At 71.7% G+C, this 20250-nt stretch carries 17 protein-coding genes; all 17 read right to left on the bottom strand.

What is annotated here, in order from left to right; all coding sequences use genetic code 11:
* Positions 1 to 9 precede the first annotated feature (9 nt).
* Positions 10 to 2271: a 1,4-alpha-glucan branching protein GlgB gene (glgB, locus tag ACIBW6_RS22360; protein ID WP_399062597.1), complete on the bottom strand. Its 2262-nt coding sequence runs from the start codon at positions 2269 to 2271 to the stop codon at positions 10 to 12.
* Complete coding sequence (locus tag ACIBW6_RS22365) at positions 2190 to 4244, bottom strand: maltotransferase domain-containing protein (RefSeq protein WP_399062214.1); 2055 nt, start codon at positions 4242 to 4244, stop codon at positions 2190 to 2192. Before ACIBW6_RS22365 ends, glgB begins: the two co-directional genes overlap by 82 nt.
* Positions 4245 to 4296: 52 nt before the next feature.
* Positions 4297 to 5064, bottom strand: a complete 768-nt coding sequence (locus tag ACIBW6_RS22370) for a MinD/ParA family protein (RefSeq protein WP_399062216.1) — start codon at positions 5062 to 5064, stop codon at positions 4297 to 4299.
* A gap of 49 nt (positions 5065 to 5113) precedes the next feature.
* Positions 5114 to 6352 (bottom strand): PP2C family protein-serine/threonine phosphatase, encoded by a 1239-nt coding sequence (locus tag ACIBW6_RS22375; RefSeq protein ID WP_399062218.1) that lies wholly within the window; start codon positions 6350 to 6352, stop codon positions 5114 to 5116.
* A gap of 11 nt (positions 6353 to 6363) precedes the next feature.
* Entirely contained in the window at positions 6364 to 6852 is a 489-nt protein-coding gene (locus tag ACIBW6_RS22380) for an ATP-binding protein (protein ID WP_399062220.1), read from the bottom strand.
* A 14-nt stretch (positions 6853 to 6866) separates the two neighbouring features.
* On the bottom strand, positions 6867 to 7178 hold the full coding sequence (locus tag ACIBW6_RS22385) for an anti-sigma factor antagonist (RefSeq protein ID WP_399062222.1): 312 nt from the start codon (positions 7176 to 7178) through the stop codon (positions 6867 to 6869).
* Between the two features lie 18 nt (positions 7179 to 7196).
* Complete coding sequence (gene glgX, locus ACIBW6_RS22390; protein WP_399062224.1) at positions 7197 to 9335, bottom strand: glycogen debranching protein GlgX; 2139 nt, start codon at positions 9333 to 9335, stop codon at positions 7197 to 7199.
* The gene (locus ACIBW6_RS22395; protein WP_399062226.1) at positions 9335 to 9673 is read right to left on the bottom strand and encodes an STAS domain-containing protein; all 339 of its coding nucleotides are present in this window, start codon (positions 9671 to 9673) and stop codon (positions 9335 to 9337) included. Before ACIBW6_RS22395 ends, glgX begins: the two co-directional genes overlap by 1 nt.
* On the bottom strand, positions 9670 to 11517 hold the full coding sequence (locus ACIBW6_RS22400; RefSeq protein WP_399062228.1) for an AGE family epimerase/isomerase: 1848 nt from the start codon (positions 11515 to 11517) through the stop codon (positions 9670 to 9672). The genes ACIBW6_RS22395 and ACIBW6_RS22400 overlap by 4 nt, the downstream gene beginning before the upstream one ends.
* 14 nt (positions 11518 to 11531) lie before the next feature.
* Positions 11532 to 12131: a DJ-1/PfpI family protein gene (locus ACIBW6_RS22405; RefSeq protein ID WP_399062230.1), complete on the bottom strand. Its 600-nt coding sequence runs from the start codon at positions 12129 to 12131 to the stop codon at positions 11532 to 11534.
* Positions 12124 to 13770: a thiamine pyrophosphate-binding protein gene (locus ACIBW6_RS22410; protein WP_399062232.1), complete on the bottom strand. Its 1647-nt coding sequence runs from the start codon at positions 13768 to 13770 to the stop codon at positions 12124 to 12126. The genes ACIBW6_RS22405 and ACIBW6_RS22410 overlap by 8 nt, the downstream gene beginning before the upstream one ends.
* A gap of 38 nt (positions 13771 to 13808) precedes the next feature.
* Complete coding sequence (locus ACIBW6_RS22415; RefSeq protein WP_399062234.1) at positions 13809 to 14645, bottom strand: type 1 glutamine amidotransferase domain-containing protein; 837 nt, start codon at positions 14643 to 14645, stop codon at positions 13809 to 13811.
* Positions 14646 to 14731: 86 nt separating this feature from the next.
* The gene (locus ACIBW6_RS22420; protein WP_399062236.1) at positions 14732 to 15436 is read right to left on the bottom strand and encodes an EthD domain-containing protein; all 705 of its coding nucleotides are present in this window, start codon (positions 15434 to 15436) and stop codon (positions 14732 to 14734) included.
* A 106-nt stretch (positions 15437 to 15542) separates the two neighbouring features.
* Positions 15543 to 16553 (bottom strand): NAD(P)/FAD-dependent oxidoreductase, encoded by a 1011-nt coding sequence (locus ACIBW6_RS22425; RefSeq protein WP_399062238.1) that lies wholly within the window; start codon positions 16551 to 16553, stop codon positions 15543 to 15545.
* A 4-nt stretch (positions 16554 to 16557) separates the two neighbouring features.
* On the bottom strand, positions 16558 to 18057 hold the full coding sequence (locus ACIBW6_RS22430; protein ID WP_399062240.1) for a maltokinase: 1500 nt from the start codon (positions 18055 to 18057) through the stop codon (positions 16558 to 16560).
* Positions 18054 to 19409 (bottom strand): IS701 family transposase, encoded by a 1356-nt coding sequence (locus ACIBW6_RS22435; protein ID WP_399062242.1) that lies wholly within the window; start codon positions 19407 to 19409, stop codon positions 18054 to 18056. Before ACIBW6_RS22435 ends, ACIBW6_RS22430 begins: the two co-directional genes overlap by 4 nt.
* 116 nt (positions 19410 to 19525) lie before the next feature.
* Complete coding sequence (locus ACIBW6_RS22440) at positions 19526 to 20227, bottom strand: SDR family oxidoreductase (protein ID WP_399062244.1); 702 nt, start codon at positions 20225 to 20227, stop codon at positions 19526 to 19528.
* Positions 20228 to 20250 lie beyond the last annotated feature (23 nt).

Here is a 20250-nt window from a genome sequence, read left to right on the forward strand (position 1 = left end):
TGAGCCGCGTCATTGCTTGCGGAACCACACGCCGCCCAGCGGCGGCAGGGTCACCCGCGCGCGGGCCGGCAGGCCCTGGTGGGGTTCGGGGACGGCGCGCACGGGCCCGGGGTTGGTGACCCCGGAGCCGCCGTAGCGTGCCGCGTCCGTGGTGAGCACCTCGCTGTAGTCGCCGGCCTCGGGCATGGCCAGGCAGAAGTCCCGGCGGACCGTGGGCTGGAAGTTGAAGACGCAGACCAGTGACTCGCCGCCCTCGCCACGGCGCACGAAGGAGTAGACGTTCTCCTCGGCGGCGTCCGCGTCGATCCAGCAGAAGCCCGCCGGGTCACTGTCGAGGCTCCACAGCGCGGGATCGGCGAGATAGCCGCGGTTGAGGTCGCGCACCAGGTCGCGCACGGCCGCGTGGGCGCCGTGCCGCAGCAGGGACCAGTCCGGGCCGCGTTCGTGGGACCACTCGGTGTCCTGGGCGAACTCCTGTCCCATGAAAAGGAGTTGCTTGCCGGGGAAGGCCCACATGAAGGCGAGGTAGGCACGGAGGTTGGCGAGCTGCTGCCAGCGGTCGCCGGGCATCTTCGTCAGCAGCGACCCCTTGCCGTGCACCACCTCGTCGTGGCTGATCGGCAGGGTGTGGTGCTCCGCGTAGGCGTACACCATCGGGAACGTCATGGCGTGGTGGTGGTACTGGCGGTGCACCGGGTCCTGGGCCATGTACGACAGCGAGTCGTGCATCCAGCCCATGTTCCACTTCAGGGCGAAGCCGAGACCGCCGAGGTCGGTGCGGCGGGTGACGCCGTCCCAGGCCGTGGACTCCTCGGCGATGGTCACCGCTCCGGGGCAGCGCCGGGGCACCGTGGCGTTCACCTCCTGGAGGAACTCCACCGCCTCCAGGTTCTCGCGGCCGCCGTACACGTTCGGCAGCCAGCCGCCCTCGGGGCGCGAGTAGTCCAGGTAGAGCATGGAGGCCACCGCGTCGACGCGCAGGCCGTCGACGTGGAACTCCTCGCACCAGTACACCGCGTTGGCGACGAGGAAGTTGCGCACCTCGGCCCGGCCGTGGTCGAAGACGAGGGTCCCCCAGTCGGGGTGTTCGCCGCGCCGCGGGTCCGGGTGCTCGTACAGCGCGGTGCCGTCGAAGCGGGCCAGGGCCCAGTCGTCCTTGGGGAAGTGGGCCGGGACCCAGTCGACGATGACGCCGATCCCGGCCCGGTGCAGCGCGTCGACCAGGGCCCGGAAGTCGTCGGGGGTGCCCAGGCCCGCCGCCGGGGCGTAGTAGGAGGAGACCTGGTAGCCCCACGAGCCGCCGAAGGGGTGCTGCGCCACCGGCATGAACTCGACGTGGGTGAAGCCCAGCGCCTTGACGTAGGCGGGCAGTTCGGCGGCGAGACCGCGGTAGTCGAGGCCGGGCCGCCAGGACGCCGGGTGCACCTCGTAGACGCTCATGGCGGAGCGGTCCACGGGGCGTTCGCCGCGCCGGGCCATCCAGGCGTCGTCGCTCCAGGTGTGGCGGGAGCGGAAGACGCGGGAGGCCGTGCCGGGCGCCACCTCCGCCGAGGTGGCCAGGGGGTCCGCCTTCTGGATCCAGCGGCCGTCCGGGGTGGCGATCTCGTACTTGTACCGGCAGCCTTCCCCGACGCCGGGGACGAACAGCTCCCACACCCCGCAGGCGCCGAGCGAGCGCATCGGGTGGGCCCGGCCGTCCCAGTGGTTGAAGTCGCCGACCAGGCGCACGGCGCGGGCGTTCGGCGCCCAGACCGCGAAGGCCACACCGGCCACCGGGCCCCAGCCCGACTCGTGCGCGCACACCCGGGCCCCGAGCACCCGCCACAGCTGCTCGTGCCGGCCCTCGCGGATCAGGTGCAGGTCGAGTTCGCCGAGGGTCGGCAGGAAGCGGTAGGGGTCGTCCTGGTCGTGCAGGGTGCTCCCGTAGCGGACGCGGACCCGGTAGTCGGGCACGGCCGTGCCCGGCAGGCGGCCCACGAAGACGCCCTCGCCCTCGTGCGCGAGCTCCGTCAGCGGCTCGCCGGCGGGTGCGGTCAGCCACACCTGGTCGGCGAGCGGCCGCAGCACCCGCACGGTCACCCCCTCGGCGGTGGGGTGCGGACCGAGCAGCGCGTGCGGATCGCTGAGCTCACCCGTGGTGAGCCGCTTGAGCTGGGTGGCGGGCAGGGCCGAGGGGCGCTGTGCGGTGGTCACGACTGCGAGGTCCCGTCCGTGAGTATGTGGGCCACCCGGTGCCGGGGGTCGAGGCGTACGTAGTTGTCGCGGCCCCAGCGGTAGGTCTCGCCCGACAGGGCGTCGCGCACCGTGAAGGTCTCCGAGCGTTCGACGCCGAGGGCCGGCAGGTCGAGGGTGACCGTCGCCTCGCGCGTCTCGTGCGGATCGAGGTTGAGCACCACCAGGACCCAGTCGCCCGTCGCGGACCGTTTGGAGAAGCAGGTCACCGCGTCGTTGTCGGTGCGGTGGAAGCGCAGGTTGCGCAGCCGGCGCAGGGCCGGGTGGGCCCGCCGGACGTCGTTGAGCGCCCGGATCAGCGGGGCCAGGGAGTCGCCTGCGCTCAGCGCGCCGGCCCAGTCGCGGGGGCGCAGCTGGTACTTCTCGGAGTCCAGGTACTCCTCGCTGCCGGGCCCCATCGGCACGTTCTCGTACAGCTCGTACCCGGCGTACATCCCCCACGCGGGGCCGGCCGTCGCCGCGAGCACGGCCCGCACGGCGAAGGCCGCCCGCCCGCCGTACTGGAGGTAGGCGTTGAGGATGTCCGGGGTGTTCACGAAGAGGTTGGGCCGCAGGTAGGCGGCGCTCTCCTCGCCGCCGAGACCGGCCAGTTCGGCGAGGTAGCCCTCCACCTCCTCCTTGGAGTTGCGCCAGGTGAAGTAGGTGTACGACTGGTGGAAGCCCACCCGTGCCAGGGCGTGCAGCATGGCCGGGCGGGTGAAGGCCTCGGCGAGGAAGAGCACGTCGGGGTCGCTCTCGCGCACCGCGCCGATCAGCCGCTCCCAGAAGGCGACGGGCTTGGTGTGCGGGTTGTCGACGCGGAAGATCCGTACGCCGTGGTCCATCCAGTGCCGCAGCACGCGCAGGACCTCGGTGTGCAGTCCGTCCGGGTCGGTGTCGAAGTCGAGGGGGTAGATGTCCTGGTACTTCTTCGGCGGGTTCTCGGCGTAGGCGATCGAGCCGTCGGGGCGGTGGGCGAACCACTCGGGGTGCTCGGTGACCCAGGGGTGGTCCGGCGAGCACTGCAGGGCGAGGTCGAGGGCGACCTCGAGGCCCAGTTCGCCGGCGCGCGCCACGAAGTGGTCGAAGTCCTCGATCGTGCCCAGCTCGGGGTGGACGGCGTCGTGGCCGCCGTCGGCCGAGCCGATCGCCCAGGGGGAGCCGGGGTCGTGCGGGCCCGCTTCGAGCGTGTTGCCCGCTCCCTTGCGGTGGGTGGTGCCGATCGGGTGGACCGGCGGGAGGTAGACCACGTCGAAGCCCATGTCCGCGACGGCCTCCAGGCGCTTGGCCGCGGTGCGCAGGGTGCCCGGCCGCGGGGGCTCGAGGACACCGTCGCGCAGGCGGGCGGGCTCGGCGCCCTCGGACCGGGGGAAGAACTCGTACCACGCGCCGTACAGGGCTCGTTCCCGGTCCACGCGCAGCGGCAGCTCCGGCGAGCGGGTGAGCAGTCTGCGCGGCGGGTGCGTGGTGAGCAGGTCGGTCACGGCGCCCGCGGTCGCGGCGGCGAGCCGCTCGTGCGCGTCGAGGCGCCGGTCGGTGAGCAGCCCGGCCGCTTCGGTGAGCCGCGCCGCCTCGCCCGCCGGGACCGTGCCCGCGGCCTCCTGGAGGAGCAACGCACCCTCCGCCAGCACCAGTTCGGTGTCGATCCCGGCCGGCACCTTGATCTCGGCGGTGTGCCGCCAGGTCGCCCAGGGGTCGGTCCAGGCCTCCACCCGGTAGGTCCAGTCGCCCTCCGCGGTGGCGCCGACCCACGCGGTGTAGCGGTCCGTGCCCGGGGCGAGCAGGCGCATCGGGACGAGGGCGCTCTCCCGGCCGCGGGGGTCGGTGAGCACGACTCCCGCGCCGACCACGTCGTGCCCCTCGCGGAAGACGGTGGCCGAGACGGCGAACTCCTCGCCGGGGACGGCGCGGGCAGGGGTGCGTCCGCCGGCTCCGTCGTCGATCTGTGGCGCCACGTCCACGATGGGGATGCGGCCCACACGTGCTTCGGCGGCCGGGCGCGTCGCGTCGCGCTGCATGGGCTTGCCCTCCATGGGGTTCGTCACTCCTGACGTGGTGCGGGCTGCTGGCCGGCCGGCGGCCGGATCAGCGTCGGATCGCGGTGGTGCCGTTGCTGACCTCGGAGATGATCCGGCGGTAGCCGGAGACCAGCGGGTGGTGCGGGTAGGCGGTGGAGAAGACCCGCTCCCCGGCGAGCCGCACCATCTCGGGTGCGTACGGCAGGACCGTGGTGACGCGGGTGTCGTAGGCGCTCTCCACCTCGCCGAGCAGCCGCTCGTCGACGGCGCCGTCGGGGGCCATGTTCACGGCGATGCTCAGGGCGCCGAACCCGAGCCGGCTCGCCAGGGCCGTGGTCTCCCGGGCACCGGCCAGGTCGAGGCGGTCGGCCCGGGTCACGACGACGAGCGCGTCCGAACTCGCCATCGCGGTCACGGTCTCGTTGTTGAACCCGGCGTGGGTGTCCAGGAGCAGCACGTCGAGGGCGAGGGTGTCGATGAGCCGGTCGAAGCCCTCGCGCAGCAGCCCGACGTCGTAGCCGCGGCCCATGATCTCGTTGACCCCGGTGCCCTGGCTCCTCGCCGGGACCAGGAAGAAGCCGTCGTGGCCGACGCTCTGGTCGACGGCGTACGCCGCGTCCTCGATCTCGCAGCGGCCGATGAGGTAGTCGGTGAGCGAGTGCCGCGCGGGGAGCGTCACGTCGCCGAACATCACGTCCAGCGCCGGCGTCTGGATGTCGGTGTCCACCAGAGCGACCCGCAGGTCCGAGGAGGCCAGCAGCAGCCCGAGGTTGGCGGTCGTGCTGGATTTGCCGGTGCCTCCCCGGTAGGAGTGCACGGTGATGATCTGCGACATGTTCTCCACCTGACGGTCTGTGGGGGACGGCGGTCCGGCCGGTGCGCGCTCAGTCGGCGGCTCCGGCCGGCGCCTGCCAGTGCACGGCCAGCATCGTGATGTCGTCGGACTGTTCGGCCTGGCCGACGAAGGCGCTGAGCGCGCCGTCCATGTGGTCGAGCAGTTCCTCGCCGCGCACGGAGGCCTCGGTCAGCTGCTCGACGAGGAGGTCCTCGCCGAAGAAGCGGCCGCTCTGCGACCGGGCCTCGGTGACCCCGTCCGTGTAGATGAAGAGCGTGTCCCCGGGACTGATCTGCGTGTAGCCCAGGGAGAAGGTGCAGTCGGGCATGACGCCGACGACCGGCCCGGTCGGCTGGAGCAGCACCGGCTCGGCGCCGCTGCCGCTCACCAGGACCGGCGGGTTGTGCCCGCCGTTGATGTAGACGAGGTTGCCGGTCAGCGGGTCCAGGACGCCGAAGAACATGGTGGCGAAGTAGCCCTGCTTGATGTGGTTGCGGGTCAGGTAGCTGTTGGTGCCGACGACCGCGTTGAGCAGCGGCGTCGCGCCGACGACGGGGATGGCCCTGGTGTGCTCGGCCTCGCCCATGAGGTCCGCCGCGATGAGGTTCTGCAGGCCGCTCTGTTCCGCGGTGTGCCGCAGCAGGGAGCGGATGAGCGCCATGAACAGGGCGGCGCCGACGCCCTTGTCGCACACGTCGGCGACGACGAGGGCGAGGCGGCGCCGGTTGACCAGTTCGAAGACGTCGTAGAAGTCCCCGGCGACGGTCCGCGCGGGACGGAAGCGCACCCGGATGTCCCAGCCGTCCGGGCTGGGCAGCGAGTCCGGCAGGAAGCCCAGCTGGATCTCCCGCCCTATCTCCAGTTCCCGCTCGTAGCTGAGGAGTTCGGCGTGGGCGGCGACCTCCTCCATGTTCCGGTTGAGTTCGGCGTGCTGATGGCAGTCCCGCAGCCGCGCCTCCACCAGGACGGGGTGGAACGGCGGGAGCAGGTAGTCCGAGCCCGCGCGCACATGGCCGTCGAGGAGGTGCAGATCGCGCTCCGCGTACGCCACCACGGCGGGCTGCTGGCCCTCGTCCGCCAGCCGCCTGGCCACCGACTTGACGGTGTGCGGCGACAGCGTCGCGCTGGCGAGCAGGGCGGTCACGGCGGGCATCCGGCCGGGCGAGGCGGCCAGGACCTCGCCCGGGGTACAGATGTGTGCCTCGGCCCCCACGGCGTCCAGCGCCCTGGAGAGCCCCGCCGGCACGGCCCGCCGCTCATCGAGTATCAGCACTCTCGTCTGCGCCATCTCCGCCTCGTCTACTCCGCCGCCGGCCGGCGCATCACCAGGGTGCTCACGTTGCGCCCCGCGACCAGCTCGTACTCGAAGACGTCCACCGCTGTGAACGCCAGGAAAACGCCCAGGCCACCGATCTGCCGTTCTTCGAGCGGCACGTCGCGCGCGGGCTCGCGCATGCCCTGGCGGGGGTCGAAGGCCGGGGCGTCGTCCTGGAAGCGGACCCAGACCTGGCCGGGGTCGATGCCGCCGTCGACGGTGATCGAGCCCGGCTCGCCGTGGTAGCCGTGCAGGACGATGTTGGTGGCCAGCTCGTCGGCGGCCAGGCGCAGCCGGTACAGCGAGCTCTCCGGCAGCCGGGCCCGCTCGCCCAGACCGAGGACGAAGCCCGCCACCGGCTCCAGCGATTCGATCGTCGCGGGCACACACAGGGCCCGCGCGTCACCGCACCCGGGCGCCTGCGCGACGCCCGCGGCCCCGCCGGCCGTGCCGGTCTCGAAGTCGAACGTCATCTCGGTCGGTCCCTTCAGGCGTCCACGAGATCGATGCTGTGGTCGAACCCGGCGAGCCGGATGGTCCGCGCCACCGGGTCGGAGGCGCCGACGACGGCGATGCGCACCCCGTCGCCCATCTTCTGGCGGGCGAAGACCAGGGAGCGCAGGCCCGCGCTGGAGAGGTAGCCCAGCTGCTCGGCGCGGATGACCAGTTCGACGGCGCCGGCGCCGGCCGCCCGGCCGACCGTGGCGTGGAACTCACCCGCCGTCGAGGCGTCCAGCTCGCCCTCCAGCTCGATGGTGGCGACCTTGTCGTTCATCCTGAGCCGCACGTCGAAAGCCATGGTGGTTCTCCTTCTGCGTCATGCGGTGGGTCGCGGGGCGGCACGCCCCACGAGGACGACCGCGGAGTGGGACCCCAGGTGGTAGCGCCCGGGGTGCTGGAGCTGCGGCTCGGCGCCGAGCGGGTGGACGGCGGTGCCCGTGTCGGCGAAGAGGTGCCAGCGCTGCCCGTCGGGCAGGGCGGGCAGCTCCAGGTCGTGCCCCTCCCAGTGGGCGTTCACCGCGACGTACACGTGCTCGTCGTGGACGCTGCCGCCCTTGGCGTGGCTGCCGCACCGCATCATCGCGAGCACCCGGCCGTGGTCGGCCCAGTCCGGGGCCCAGGCCCGCACCCCGTGCCAGCTGACGTCGGGGAAGCCGCTGCCGACCCGGTCCGTGCCGGTCGGGTGGTCGCTGGAGCGCAGCACCGGGTGGGCGTGCCGGAAGGCGATCAGCGCCCGGGTGAAGCGCAGCAGGTCGGCGTTGGTCTCGACGAGGGACCAGTCGAACCAGGAGAGTTCGTTGTCCTGGCAGTAGGTGTTGTTGTTGCCGTGCTGGGTGCGGCCGACCTCGTCGCCCGCCAGCATCATCGGGATGCCCTGGCTGGTGAGCAGGATGGTCAGCAGGTTCTTCATCTGCCGGGTCCGCAGCTCACGCACGTGCGGGGAGTCGCTGGGACCCTCCTCGCCGCAGTTCCAGCTGTTGTTGTCGTTGGCGCCGTCGTTGTTGCCCTCGCCGTTGGCCTCGTTGTGCTTGTCGTTGTACGAGACGAGGTCGGCCAGGGTGAATCCGTCGTGGGCGGTGATGAAGTTGACCGACGCGGAGGAGGTGCGGCCCTGGTAGAGGTCGGGCGAGCCGGCCATCCGGGTCGCCAGTTCACCGACCAGGCCGGGCTCGCCCTTGACGAAGCGACGGACGGTGTCGCGGTACTTGCCGTTCCACTCCGACCAGCGGCCGTAGTTGGGGAAGTTGCCGACCTGGTAGAGCCCGGCGGCGTCCCACGCCTCGGCGATCAGCTTCGTGTGCCGCAGGATCGGGTCGTGCGCGAGCTGTTCGAGCAGCGGCGGGTTGGGCAGCGGGGTGCCGTCCGGGGCGCGGTCGAGGATGGCCGCGAGGTCGAAGCGGAAGCCGTCGATGTGGTACTCGGAGACCCAGTGCCGCAGGCAGGACAGGACGAAGTCGCGGACCACGGGGTGGTTGCAGTTGACGGTGTTGCCGGTGCCGCTGAAGTTGTAGTACTCCCCGCCCGGCGTGAGCATGTAGTACGTGGCGTTGTCCAGGCCGCGGAAGGAGATGGTCGGGCCCTGTTCGTTGCCCTCGGCCGTGTGGTTGAAGACCACGTCGAGGACGACCTCGATCCCGGCCTTGTGGACGTCCCTGACCAGCGTCTTGAACTCGTCGGCCTGCATGCCGAACGCGCCGGTGGCGGCGTAGCCGGCCTTGGGGGCGAAGAACGAGACGGTGTTGTAGCCCCAGTAGTTGTACAGCCGCTCGCCGGTCGCCGGGTCGGTGCGCGGGTTGTCCAGCTCGTCGAACTCGAAGACGGGCAGCAGCTCCAGGCAGTTGACGCCCAGCTCGCGCAGGTAGGGGATCTTCTCCCGCAGGCCCGCGTAGGTGCCCGGCGCCGACACCTTCGACGAGGCGTGCCGGGTGAAGCCGCGCACGTGGGTCTCGTAGATCACGAGGTCCTCGGCGGGGATGTTCAGCGGCCGGTCGCCGCCCCAGTCGAAGTCGTCCTCCAGCACCTGGGCGCGGTAGTGGTAGACGTTCTCCCAGTCCGGCTCGCGCCCCCACACCTCGCGGCCGGAGATCAGCCGCGCGTAGGGGTCGCTGAGCACCTTGCCCGCGTCGAAGCGGTCGCCGCGTCCCGGGTCGAAGGGGCCCTGCGCGCGGAACCCGTACTCCAGGTTCTCCGCGTCGAGCCCGAAGACCGTCATGGCGTACACGCTGCCGGTGCGGAACTCCGGGGGGAACTCCAGTTCGGCGGCGGGCCGGGCGGCGCCGCGCTCGAAGAGCACGAGGCTCATCGCGGTGGCGCCGTCGGAGTAGACGGAGAAGTTGATCCCGCCGGGCACCGGGGTGGCGCCGTAGGGCAGGGGCCGGCCCGCCCGGACGCGGTAGGGGCCGATCCGGTGCGTGGGGAAGGCGTCGATGCGCTCGCGGACGTCCTGGGTGGTCATCAGCCCGCCCGTTCCAGCTCGGCGGCGAGATCCTCGGCGATCTTGAAGAAGTCCAGGAAGCCCGTGGCGGACATGACGAACGAGACCTCCTCGGAGAGACCGACCAGGGTGATCTCGGCGGCCAGCTGCTGGGCGTGGCGGTGCACGATCAGCAGGGTGCGCAGCCCGGCACTGGAGATGTAGGAGATCCCCGTGAGGTCGATCAGGACCACGGCGCCCTGCCCGATCAGCGGCAGCAGCTGTGACTGCAGGCCGCCGGAGGTGGTGGAGTTGATCTCGCCCTCCAGGGCGACGACCGTGGCTCCCGCGACCGTGCGGGCACTGACTTTGACGGTCATCCCGTCACCTCCGTACGGGAGTTGGGCTCCAGGCGGACCTTGACCTTGACCCGGCCCTGGGTGTCGGGCAGCCGTACGGTCAGGGCCTGGGCCTGGAAGTCGGTGTGCTCCTCGCCGTCGATCTCCACGGCCGCGATGCGCACCGAGCCGGCCGGCAGCAGGTCGGGGGAGACGCGCAGGATGCGGTCCGGGAGCCGGGCGGGCTCCGGCTTGAACCAGAAGTCCATCGGCTTGCGGTTGACCAGCAGGTTGTTGTAGACCGCCGCCAGGTAGCACAGCTCGGCCGAGTGGTACATCGACATCGAGTGGCTGCCCTTGAGGCGTTCCACGCCGAGCAGGTAGGGCAGGCCGTTGGCCATGGTGTTGAAGTAGACGGCGCCCTCGTCGTGATCGAGGAAGAACGCGTTGTAGAAGGACTGGGCGTCCCGCGCCTCGGTGCGGAAGTCCGCGCGCCCGGTGGAGCCGTGCAGGATCAGATAGGCGAGGATCGCCTGCTCCTGCTGCCACCACGCCTTGCGGTCGTGCCAGGCGAAGCGGAACCGCTCCTCGCCGTCCGCCTTGACCCGTTCCACCACGTCGTACCAGCCGCCCCGCTGCCGGTCGCTGCCGATCTCGGGCATGCTCTCGCCGAGCGAGAGCGCCGTCTGCAGATAGGCGTCCTTGGGGCGCAGGGCGTTCATCCGCATCAGGTTCCAGGCGATCTTCAGGTTGTGCCCGACGACCGCGCGGTCCTGCTGCCACCCGTGCGTGGTGTCGTGCGACCAGTCCCGGTGGAAACGTTCCTGCACGAAGGGGCTGTGCTTGTCGTCCGGGAAGCGCTCGACGATCGTGTCGAACGTGTACTCCAGCATGTCGGCGTAGCGCCGCTCGCCGGTCGCCAGGTACAGGTTGATCAGGTAGGCGGGCGCGTGGTCGCCCACCGAGTTCCAGTTCTTGCGGGCCCGGTTGGGGCCGAGCGAGGCGTGGTCGGGGCTGAGCAGGATCGGGTCGATGTGCGAGAAGTAGCCGCCCTCCTGCGGGTCCAGGTAGAACCGGTCGAAGAGCCGGATGGTGGCGTCGGCGTCCGCCTTGATCCGCGGGTCGCCGGTGATCCGGTAGGTCTGCACGGGGCCGGCCAGCGCGTAGATCTGCTCGTAGGCGGGCAGCGCGTCGTAGTCGTCGGAGAACTCGGACGTGAACAGCTTCGTCTCGACGTCCCCGTCGACCTTGAGGCCGTGGTACCAGTACACGACGTTCTCGTCGGTGTCGACGAACCGCATGTGCTCGCGCAGGTACTCGGTGCCGCGCTCGGCGACCTCCAGGTACTCGTCCTCGCCGGTGAGCAGGAAGGCGGAGGCCATGCCGTAGACCAGCCGCGAGATGGTGTCCGTCTCCTGGACGTGGCTGGCGGTCTTGTCGCCGCCGAGCCGGATCTCGGTGCGGTACTCCGCGAAGTCGACGGGGCCGTCGCCGAACTGCGCCTTGCGGTAGAAGCCGGCTATCTCCTCGATCTGCCGGACCCACCAGCCGGCCTCCTCGAAGCGGAAGTCCTGCGGGTCGCGCCCCACGAAGATCAGCCGCTTGGCCTCGAAGCGCAGGCTCTCGCGGTGCGGGTAGAAGATGCCGTGGGCGAGGACGAACGCGCCCGGCGTGAGGAGTTCGTCGACGTGGCCCGAGGCGTCCTGGTAGGGCTCGCCCAGGTTGTGCAGCAGTTCCGCGCTGGGATCGCCGTCGAGGGCGATGTCGAAGGACCGGCCGTCGGCGGTGACCAGCGTGAACACGCGGGCCTGGCGGTCGAAGCCCGACACCCGTCCCGCGACGGTGTCCGAGAAGGTGAAGTCGACGGTCCTGGGACGTGCTGGCATGTCTGACATCGCGGTCACACCCCTCGCAGTACGAGTTCGTCGATGATGGTCCGGGCGAACAGGTGGCAGTGGTCGCCGGTGCGGGCCGTCACCAGGTCCCCGTCGACGACGACGTCCTGGTCGACGTAGTTGGCGCCCATGTTGCGCACGTCGCCCAGCAGGTTGTTGTGGCAGACCACCTTGCGGCCGCGCACGACGTAGGGGATCGACGAGGCGAGCCACATGCCGTGGCAGATGATCCCCTTGACCACGCCCGACCGGGCGAAGGCCCGGCGCAGCAGGTCCGTGGCGGGGGCGAGCCGCTCGATGTCCTCGGTGTAGCGCAGCCGGTCGGCGACCATGCCGGAGGGCACGATCAGGGCGCTGTACTCGCGCAGCCGGCGGTCGTCCAGCTCCTCCAGGCTGCGGGTGACGGTCAGCGGGGCGCGGTGCTCGTGGCCGGTGAAGGTGATCGACTTGCTGCCCCACATCCGGGTGACGAAGTCGACCCGCGCCCCTTCCTCGGCGAACCGGCGCTGGTAGTAGGCGATCTCGGGCTCGTAGAAGTCGCTCTCCGTCAGGATCGCGATCTTCTGCCCGCTGAGCACCCCGTCCCGGGACGGTACGTCAGCCACGGTCTCCCCCTTCGGTGGTGCGCAGGTCGATGAGAAACGGCTTGTCGTCCGCGAGCATCCGCTTGACCGCGTCGACGACCTGGCTGTGGTCGTCGACCCGCAGCGCCTCGACGCCGAACCCCTCCGCGATCCGGGCGAAGCCCAGCTCGGGGCGGGAGAGGTCGAACGGCGTCGGGTAGGCGTGCGGGGTGACGTCCCGCTCCCGCCAGTACTGCTCGATGTTGTGGTCGAGCAGCTTGTAGCTCTGGTTGTTGCAGACGACGAACTTGGCGCCGATGCCGTGCCGTACGGCCGTGTACAGCGCCTGGAACGTGTACATGGAGCCACCGTCGCCCGTGAAGCCGATGACGGTCTTGTCCGGGTGGGCCAGCTTGATTCCCATCGCCCCGGGGATGCCGACGCCGAGCGAGCCGCCGCGGGTGGCGAACCAGTGGCCCGGCCGGCGGCCCGGGAGGTGGGCGGCGAGCGCGCCGGAGGCGGTCAGCGCCTCGTCGAAGACCATCACGTCCTCGGGTACCTGGCCGGCCAGCTCGCGCAGGAAGGCGTGGAGCAGCGAGCCGTCGTCGGCGACCGGGGCGGGCCGCTCCGCGCGCCGGGTGCGCAGCCGCTCGGCCGCGGCGGCCCGGTCGAGGTCGGACAGCGCGCTCTCCAGGTGCGTGGCGAGCGCGGCCAGCGTCTCCCTGGGGTCGGCGACCAGGCCGAGCGTGACCGGGTGGTTCTTGGCGATCTCGTAGTCGTCGAGGTCGATGTGGACGATCCGGGCGTCCGGGCGGAACGGGTCGCCGGTGTCGGGGAAGACCTCGGGGAAGGTGTACGTGCCGACGATCAGGACCGCGTCGGCGTCCCTGACCGCGGCCGTGCTGACGGCGCCGAACATGTGGCCGAGGTCGCCGCGGTACAGCGGGTGCGTGGCGTCCAGGTTCACCTCGGAGTAGTTGACGCCGTAGACGTCGGCCCCCAACTGCTCGGCCACCCGCACCAGTTCGTCCTGGGCCCCGGAGGCCGAGACGCCGTCGCCCACCAGGACGAGCGGCCTCTCGGCTCCGGTCAGCAGCCGCGCCGCCTGCGCCACGAGACCGTCGGCGGGGACGCTGCGGGTGGCCGGAGCGGAGGTCGGCACGATCTGCTCGGTGTTGAGGGCGTCGAGCACATCGAGAGGAAGCGCCACGAAGACCGGGCCCATCGGAGGCGTCATCGCCGTCTTCATCGCCCGGCGCAGCACCCGCAGCACCGAGCGCGGATCGGTCACCCGCGTCGCGTACTTGGTCACGGGCTTCGCCATGGCGACCAGGTCGGCCGCCATCTGGGCGTCCATGGACTCGTACCGCACGCCCGACTCACCCGCGATCGTCAGGATCGGCGAGTGGCCGCGCTTGGCCTGGTACAGCATGCCGATGGCATTGCCCAGGCCGACTCCGCTGTGCAGTTGCAGGAGCGCGGGCCGGCCGGTGGCGCGGGCGTAGCCGTCCGCGATGCCGGCCGCGACGGTCTCCTGCAGGGTCAGGATGTACCGGAGGTCGTCATAGTCCTCCAGCGCGTCCAGGAATCCCTGCTCGACCGTTCCTGGGTTGCCGAACATGAAGGGAATTCCGTCGGCGATGAACTGCTCGATGATCGCCGCATTGCCCTGCCTGGCCATGTCTGCCTTCTCTCGATCTCTCGATTCGTTGCCGGGAATTACCAGCCGAAGCGACGCAGGCCGTCCTCGAGAACCTCGACGACCTTTTCTCCGGTCAGATAGGAGTCCGGTGTCGAACGCCCCGTGATGAACGGGTAGTCCACGATCACCGAGGTCTCCTTGCCGAAGTTCCCGATGTAGCGGCCCTCGGGTCCGGTGGCGTCACGCAGGATGTACTCCAGCGGATACGGCGGCGGGCCGATCACGAAGTCGGTGCCGAGGAATCCGGTGCCGTCCTTGTAGTCGTACTCCTTGCAGTGGCCCGTGACGTGCTTGCCCCAGATGATCGACCTGCGGTCCTCCCAGTCGCGGGCGAAGGCCAGCGGCGCGACGCCGTAGCACTCGGCCGCGATCGGCTTGTCGGCGCGCAGGAAGGACAGGATGAGCTGGTGCACCCGCTCGTTGTTGGCGAGGTCCACGACCGGGCCCGAGCCGCCGACGATGAGCAGCGCGTCGTAGTCGTCGAGCTCCTGCGCCACCACGTCGACCGCCCGGTGGTAGGCCTCCAGCTTGCGCAGGTAGTCGTCGTCGGCCGTGTAGGGGCGCTCGGGGATCCAGCGGGAGATGTCGATCGGGTCGTCGAGCCGGGTGGAGGCGTCGACCTCCTGGGTGAGCTTGGCGACCTCCTCGCTGGTGACCGAGCGGCCGAGCGGCGGGTCGACGTAGGCGGGGTCCATCGACGGCGGCAGCGCGTGCGCGCGCCTGCCCGTCGGGGTGGCGAACTGCACCTCGTAGCCCCGCTGGTCGAAGTGGTGCAGGGGGCCGACGAGCTCCTCGCCCCAGTAGCCGTACTCGGACAGGATCACGAGGATCTTCTTGGCGTTCTTCCTGGGCACGCCGACTCCTTCGGTCATCGGTTCGGGACGGGTGGCCGGGCGCCGCGACGGAAGGGGGCGGCGCCTCAGCCACCGGATCGGGGGGATCAGCGGGCCTGCGGGCCGATGATCCAGTTCTCCTTGGCGGCGAGCGAGAAGACGTACTTCTCGTCGGCGATCTCGTCGCGCGCGGCCTTCACCTGCTCGGTGAAGTAGGGCGAGCGCAGCGCCTGCTGAAGGGCGTCGACGTCGTCGAACCACAGCTGCTCGACGCTGTCGAAGGCCGCCTCGCCGAAGACGTAGGCGCCGTCCACGGTGTGGGCGTGCAGGTACCGGCGCAGCCCGGGCGTGCCGGTGACGACGGAGGCGTAGGCGTCGAGGGACTGCTTGCGGTAGTCGTCCAGGGCCAGGCCCGGGCGCCGCTTCTGCAGCACGGTGAGCTTGACCCACTCCTGCCCCTTGGCCAGCGGCGGGCCGGCGACGATCTCGTGCGCGGTGGTGTCGACGACGATGGTCTGCCAGAACGCGGCCCAGTTGGGCTCGTCCAGGCGGGCGCCCTGGAGGAACTCCTCGGTCTGCAGCGAGGCCAGCTGCTCCTCGCCGTTGGCCAGGAAGATCTCGGCGATGCCCTGATGGGGCAGGGCCGGCTCGCCGAGGTTCCCCTCGATGTCCACCACCGTGTCGACCATGTACTTACGGATCTGCGGAATCTTCGATGCGTACTGCACCGCATGCACATTTACCCAGTAGTCCTGGAATTCCTGTGCGGTCATACCCGGCTTGGGTGCCGCCAGAATGAACTGGTGGATCATCTGAATCTCCTTTGGACGGGCTCATACAGCATGTGCGGCGGCGCTCTCGTGCGGCAAAGAAGGGAAATCGACTTCCTGAACTGTCGCCGTTGCTCCTGGCCGGCCGTCAGTCCGCCCGCAACTCCGGCGGATAAAGGAAGTAGTTGGCGGCGGAGGCGGCTTGTGCGCCTTCCTGCACCGCCGCCGAGACCTGATGGGAATGGACCGCCGTGAGATCTCCCGCCGCGTACACGCCGGGCACCGACGTGTGCTGCTCGGTGTCGACCTCGACATAGCCCTGCGCGGTGAGCCGGACGCCCAGGGCACGGGCCACGGCCGTCTCCGGGGTGGCCCCCTGGAGGGAGAACAGGGCGTCCAGCGGCAGGCGCGCACCGCCGCGCGTCACGATGGCCGACAGCATGCCGTCCGCGCCCTCGGCCGCCTTGATGCGGTCGTGCACCACCGGTACGCCGGCCGCGGCCAGCCGGCGTCTGTAGCGCTCGCTGATGTCGTCCCGGCGGCTGTTGGTGAGCAGCAGGACCCGGTCGGTGAGGCCGTGCAGCTGCATGGCCTCGCCCGCGGCCGCGTCGGTGTGCCCCACGACGAGGACGCGGCGCCCGCGGTTCTCGTAGCCGTCGCAGGCGATGCACCAGAACATCGACCGGCCCACGTACTCCTGCCAGCCGGGGAAGTGCGGGAAGTGGTCGAGCACACCGGTGGCGAGGACCACCGTCCTGGCCCACCAGACATGGCCCTGTGCCTGCACCGTGAAGCCGCGGCGCGCGTCGCCCAGGATCCCCGTCACGCGGTGCGCCGCGAAGCGGACGTGCGGGTAGTGGGCGAGCTGGCGCCGGCCGAGGGCGCGCAGCTCCGTGGTGGCGATGCCGTCGGGGAACCCGAGGTAGTTGCGGTTGGTCTGGTGGTGGGTCGAGCGGCCCCGTCCGGTGTCCAGGACCAGCACCCGGCGTCCGTAGCGCGCCAGTTGGAGAGCGGCGGACAGACCCGCCGGGCCGCCTCCGACCACCGCCGCGTCCACGTCGCGCACGTCCTGCGTCTCCTGCGCGTCGTGCTCGTCCTGCGCGTCGTGCGCGTCCTGTGCTTCCGGTACGGCCTGCGCGGCCTGCGTGCCGGTGGCCACCGCGTCAGCCCACGAACCGGCTGCCGTGCGCGAGACGGCGCACCGCGGCGAGCGGGATGGGCAGCCAGCCGGGCCGGTTACGGGCTTCGTAGAGCGCCTCGTACACCGCCTTGTCGGCCTCGAACGCGCGCAGCAGCACAGGATTCGCGCGCGGGTCGTGGCCACCGGCCGCGGTGTAACCCGAGCAGAACGCCCGCCTGTTGTGGACGGCCCACGCGGAGGCCCGGCGTGACAGGCGCGTGGCGCGCGCGTCGTCGCGGGTCCGCTCCCCGGGCGGACCGCCGAGGATCTCGCCGAGGGCGTGGTGCGCCGCGTAGTCGAAGGAGCGCAGCATCGCGGCGACGTCGCGGACCGCCGGCTGCGGACGGCGGCGTTCCGCGAAGGGGTGCCCCGGCTCCCCCTCGAAGTCGATCAGGACCCAGCCGTCCGGTGCCCGCAGCACCTGGCCCAGGTGGAGGTCGCCGTGGATGCGCTGGATCACCAGCGGGTTGCCGCGCCGGACCACTTCGCGCAGGTCCTGGTACGCGCTCTGCAGTCCCCGCGCGTACGGAGTGAGGTCGGGCACCTCGACGAGCGCGTCGTCGAGCCGGGCCAGCAGGGTGTCGGTCAGCTCCACGGCTTCCGGCACGGTCAGCGGCCGGGTCTCCAGCTGCTGGGCGAGTGCCCGGTGCACCTGGGCCGTCGCCTCCCCCAGGGCGAACGCGTCGGCCGAGAACCCGCCGAGGGGTGCGACGGCGTCGCACGTGCCGCGGACGCACGCCTCGGCCTCCTGGGTGGCCAGCGACCAGCCGTCCCCACGTGCGGGCACGAACTCCTGGAGGATGCACAGGGTGGCCGGCTGCGCGTCCTGCCACCCTGCGCACTGCGCCCAGGCCAGCGGCGCCGCGCTCGGCACGTCGCCGGCCCGCTCCAGCGCGGTCAGCATCTCCAGTTCGGTGTTGGCGCCCGGCATGATGCGGCGCAGCACCTTGAGCATCAGCCGGTCGCCGAAGGCCACCGACGTGTTGGACTGCTCGCCGGTGAGCGGCCGGGCGCGCAGCCCTGCCGGGACCGCCGCCCCGCCGACCCGGTGGAAGGCGAGCGCCCCGCACGGCTCGGCCGCGGCGAAGCGCTCCAGGAGCGCGGAGAGCAGCCCGGGGTCGCCGCTCGCCTCGTAGAGGGTCAGCCGCTGTCCGTCCGCCGTGCGGGCGGTGCCGATGACAGCGTCGGCGCTCACCCCGGGACGGGTCCCGGGGCGGCCGGGCGCGACCCCGACGAGGAGCTGGTAGCAGGCGTCGTCGTCGGTGCGGATCACGGTCTGCACCAGCGCGGGCGAGCCGGGGACGACGATCTCCGCGAGGAGGGGCCGGACCTCGGTCAGCGTGTGGTCCTTGCCCGCGTACCAGCGCCTGCCGGGCAGCCACCGCGGCAGCAGCGCACACAACTGCCCGGTCACCGCGTCCAGTTCACCGGCGCGCAGCCCTTCGTGCCGGGGCAGGACGGTGTGCCCTCCGGTCCCGGTCATGCGGCACTCACCTTCGTGGCGTCCTCGTCGCGGGAGGGGACGAGCACGACCCGGCCCGGCGGCGCGAGCGGTTGTGCCGCCGGGGGCGGCGAGAGCAGGGTGGCCGCGTGGGCCAGCGACACCATCGTCATGTGGTGGTGCCAGCCCCGGTACGAGCGGCCCTCGAAGTCGCGGATGCCCAGGCCGTCGCTGACCTCCGCCAGATCGCGCTCCACCCGCCGCGCGAGCATGGCGGTGCGGTACACGGTGCCGAGCTGCGCCTGGGCGAGGTTGGTCAGCCAGAACTCGCTCGGGGAGCGCCGGCCCGGGTCCGCCCAGGCGGCCAGCAGGACGAGGTCCAGGCGGCCCGGCCGGCCGGGCGCGGGCGGGCTGCCGCGCAGGGCGATGCGGGCGGCGCCGACCGAGGTGGCGCGCATGCTGCCCGCCGTGTGGTCGAACCACTCCACCGGCATCCGCTGCTTGTGCAGGGCGGAGAGCAGCCCGGCCGAGCCCACCCAGTCCCCGGCCCGGTCGGCGGGCCCGCCCGGTGCGGCCTTCGCGACGGGCGGCACCGGGGTGATTCCGGCCGGGTCGACCCGGACGACGAAGGGGATCTGGCGGGCCACCAGGTCCGCGCAGATCGGCTGCGGCGGCGCCTGACGCAGGTCCATCACGACCGGCCGGCCGCGCAGCCCCCACTCCCGGGCCATCCTGCCCACCGAGTCGACGGCGCACTGCTCGGGCGGGCACGAGCCGACCTCGGTGGGGATGGAGGCGCGGCGGCGCCTGTCCTCCTCGTCGGTCCAGCACTCCGGCAGGGCCAGCTGCCACTCCACCGGGCAGCTCCCCCGCTCCCCGGCGAACCAGACGCTCATCGCCTGCTGGCAGTTGACGATCCGTCCGGCCTGGGCGACCCACTGCCGCTCGACGCCGACGGAGTGCCGGCCGACCTTGGCGATGACGAGCGGCTGGACCACCCAGGCGCGGGGCTGCGCGCGTTCCGTGAGCAGCCGTGCCAGGTCGCCGCGGACCCGGTCGGCGTCCCAGGGCGACTTGCTGATGAATTGGTACAGGCTCTGCTCGGCGCCGCTGCCCGCGCCATTGGCGAGGGCGCGCATCGTCTTCTTCCCGGTGACCGCGAGAAGCCCGCGCACATACACCTCGGCCCAGCGCCGCTGGTCGCTTCGCGGAATGGAGCGCAGCGCAGAGAGAACCTCAGCGAATTCGTTCGGTGAAATGTTTTCGGGAAGCGTCTGCCGGTCTTCTGCGGACACTGTTCTCCCCTCTCCGTCAATTACGTGAGCCACATTCCGGTGGGGCACGGATCCGGGCTGCGGGAACCGGGGCCCGCCGCGTTCTCGGGCAGACCTCATGGCCGCGTGCCGGAAGCGGGCCCGCGACGGCGCTGCACAGGGATGGCTGGAACCGGGGTGCGTGGGTGCCGGTGCCGGGGGCGTACCGGCAGGCGTGGGGGGTGCTCAGGCGTGCGTCAGTGGAGCGCTCCCGGATGCGCGAAGGTGCGGTCCGGGACCAGCCGGCCGAAGAGCGGGGCCCAGTCGGTGGGCTCCTGGCCCGGTTCGTTGAACAGCTCGAAGGTCGTGCCGCCCGCGGCCGGCTGGCGCAGGGACTGCACGCACGCCTCCGCGAGCGCCTTCCGCGACACCCAGCCGTCGCCGCGGTCGTGCTGTTCCAGGCGTACCCGGGCCCCCGCGACGTCGCCGTCCGTCAGCCAGCTGGGCCGTACGACGGTGTAGGGCAGGCCGCTGGCGCGTACCTCCTCCTCGCCGCGCAGCCGCCAGTCGAGCAGCCGGCCGTAGGAGTTCATCGGGTGCTCGCGGCGGGTCACGTAGATCTGGCTGACCAGGACGATGTGCGGGCGCCTGCCGCCGTCGACGGCGGCGGCGAGCACGTTGCGCACGCCGTCGTAGACCGTGGTCTCGGGGCTGTGCGGGCCCGTGTCGGCGGTGCCGGGCTCGACGGTGAAGACGATGCCGGAGCAGTCGCCGAGGGCCGGGCCCAGGGCGTCGGTGTAGCGCACGTCGGCGCGGCGCCGGTCCACGCCGATCGGCAGCACGGCCCGCTGCGGGTCGCGGCTGACCACGCGGACGCGGTGGCCCTGCTCGATCAGCCGGCGCGTGATGAGCACGCCGGTCCGGCCCGCCCCGCCGATGACTGCAATGGGGCTGTTCATGGTGGCCTCCAGGGAAGGGCGCC

This window comes from Streptomyces sp. NPDC049813 (genome assembly GCF_044465085.1).
Classification (GTDB): domain Bacteria; phylum Actinomycetota; class Actinomycetes; order Streptomycetales; family Streptomycetaceae; genus Streptomyces.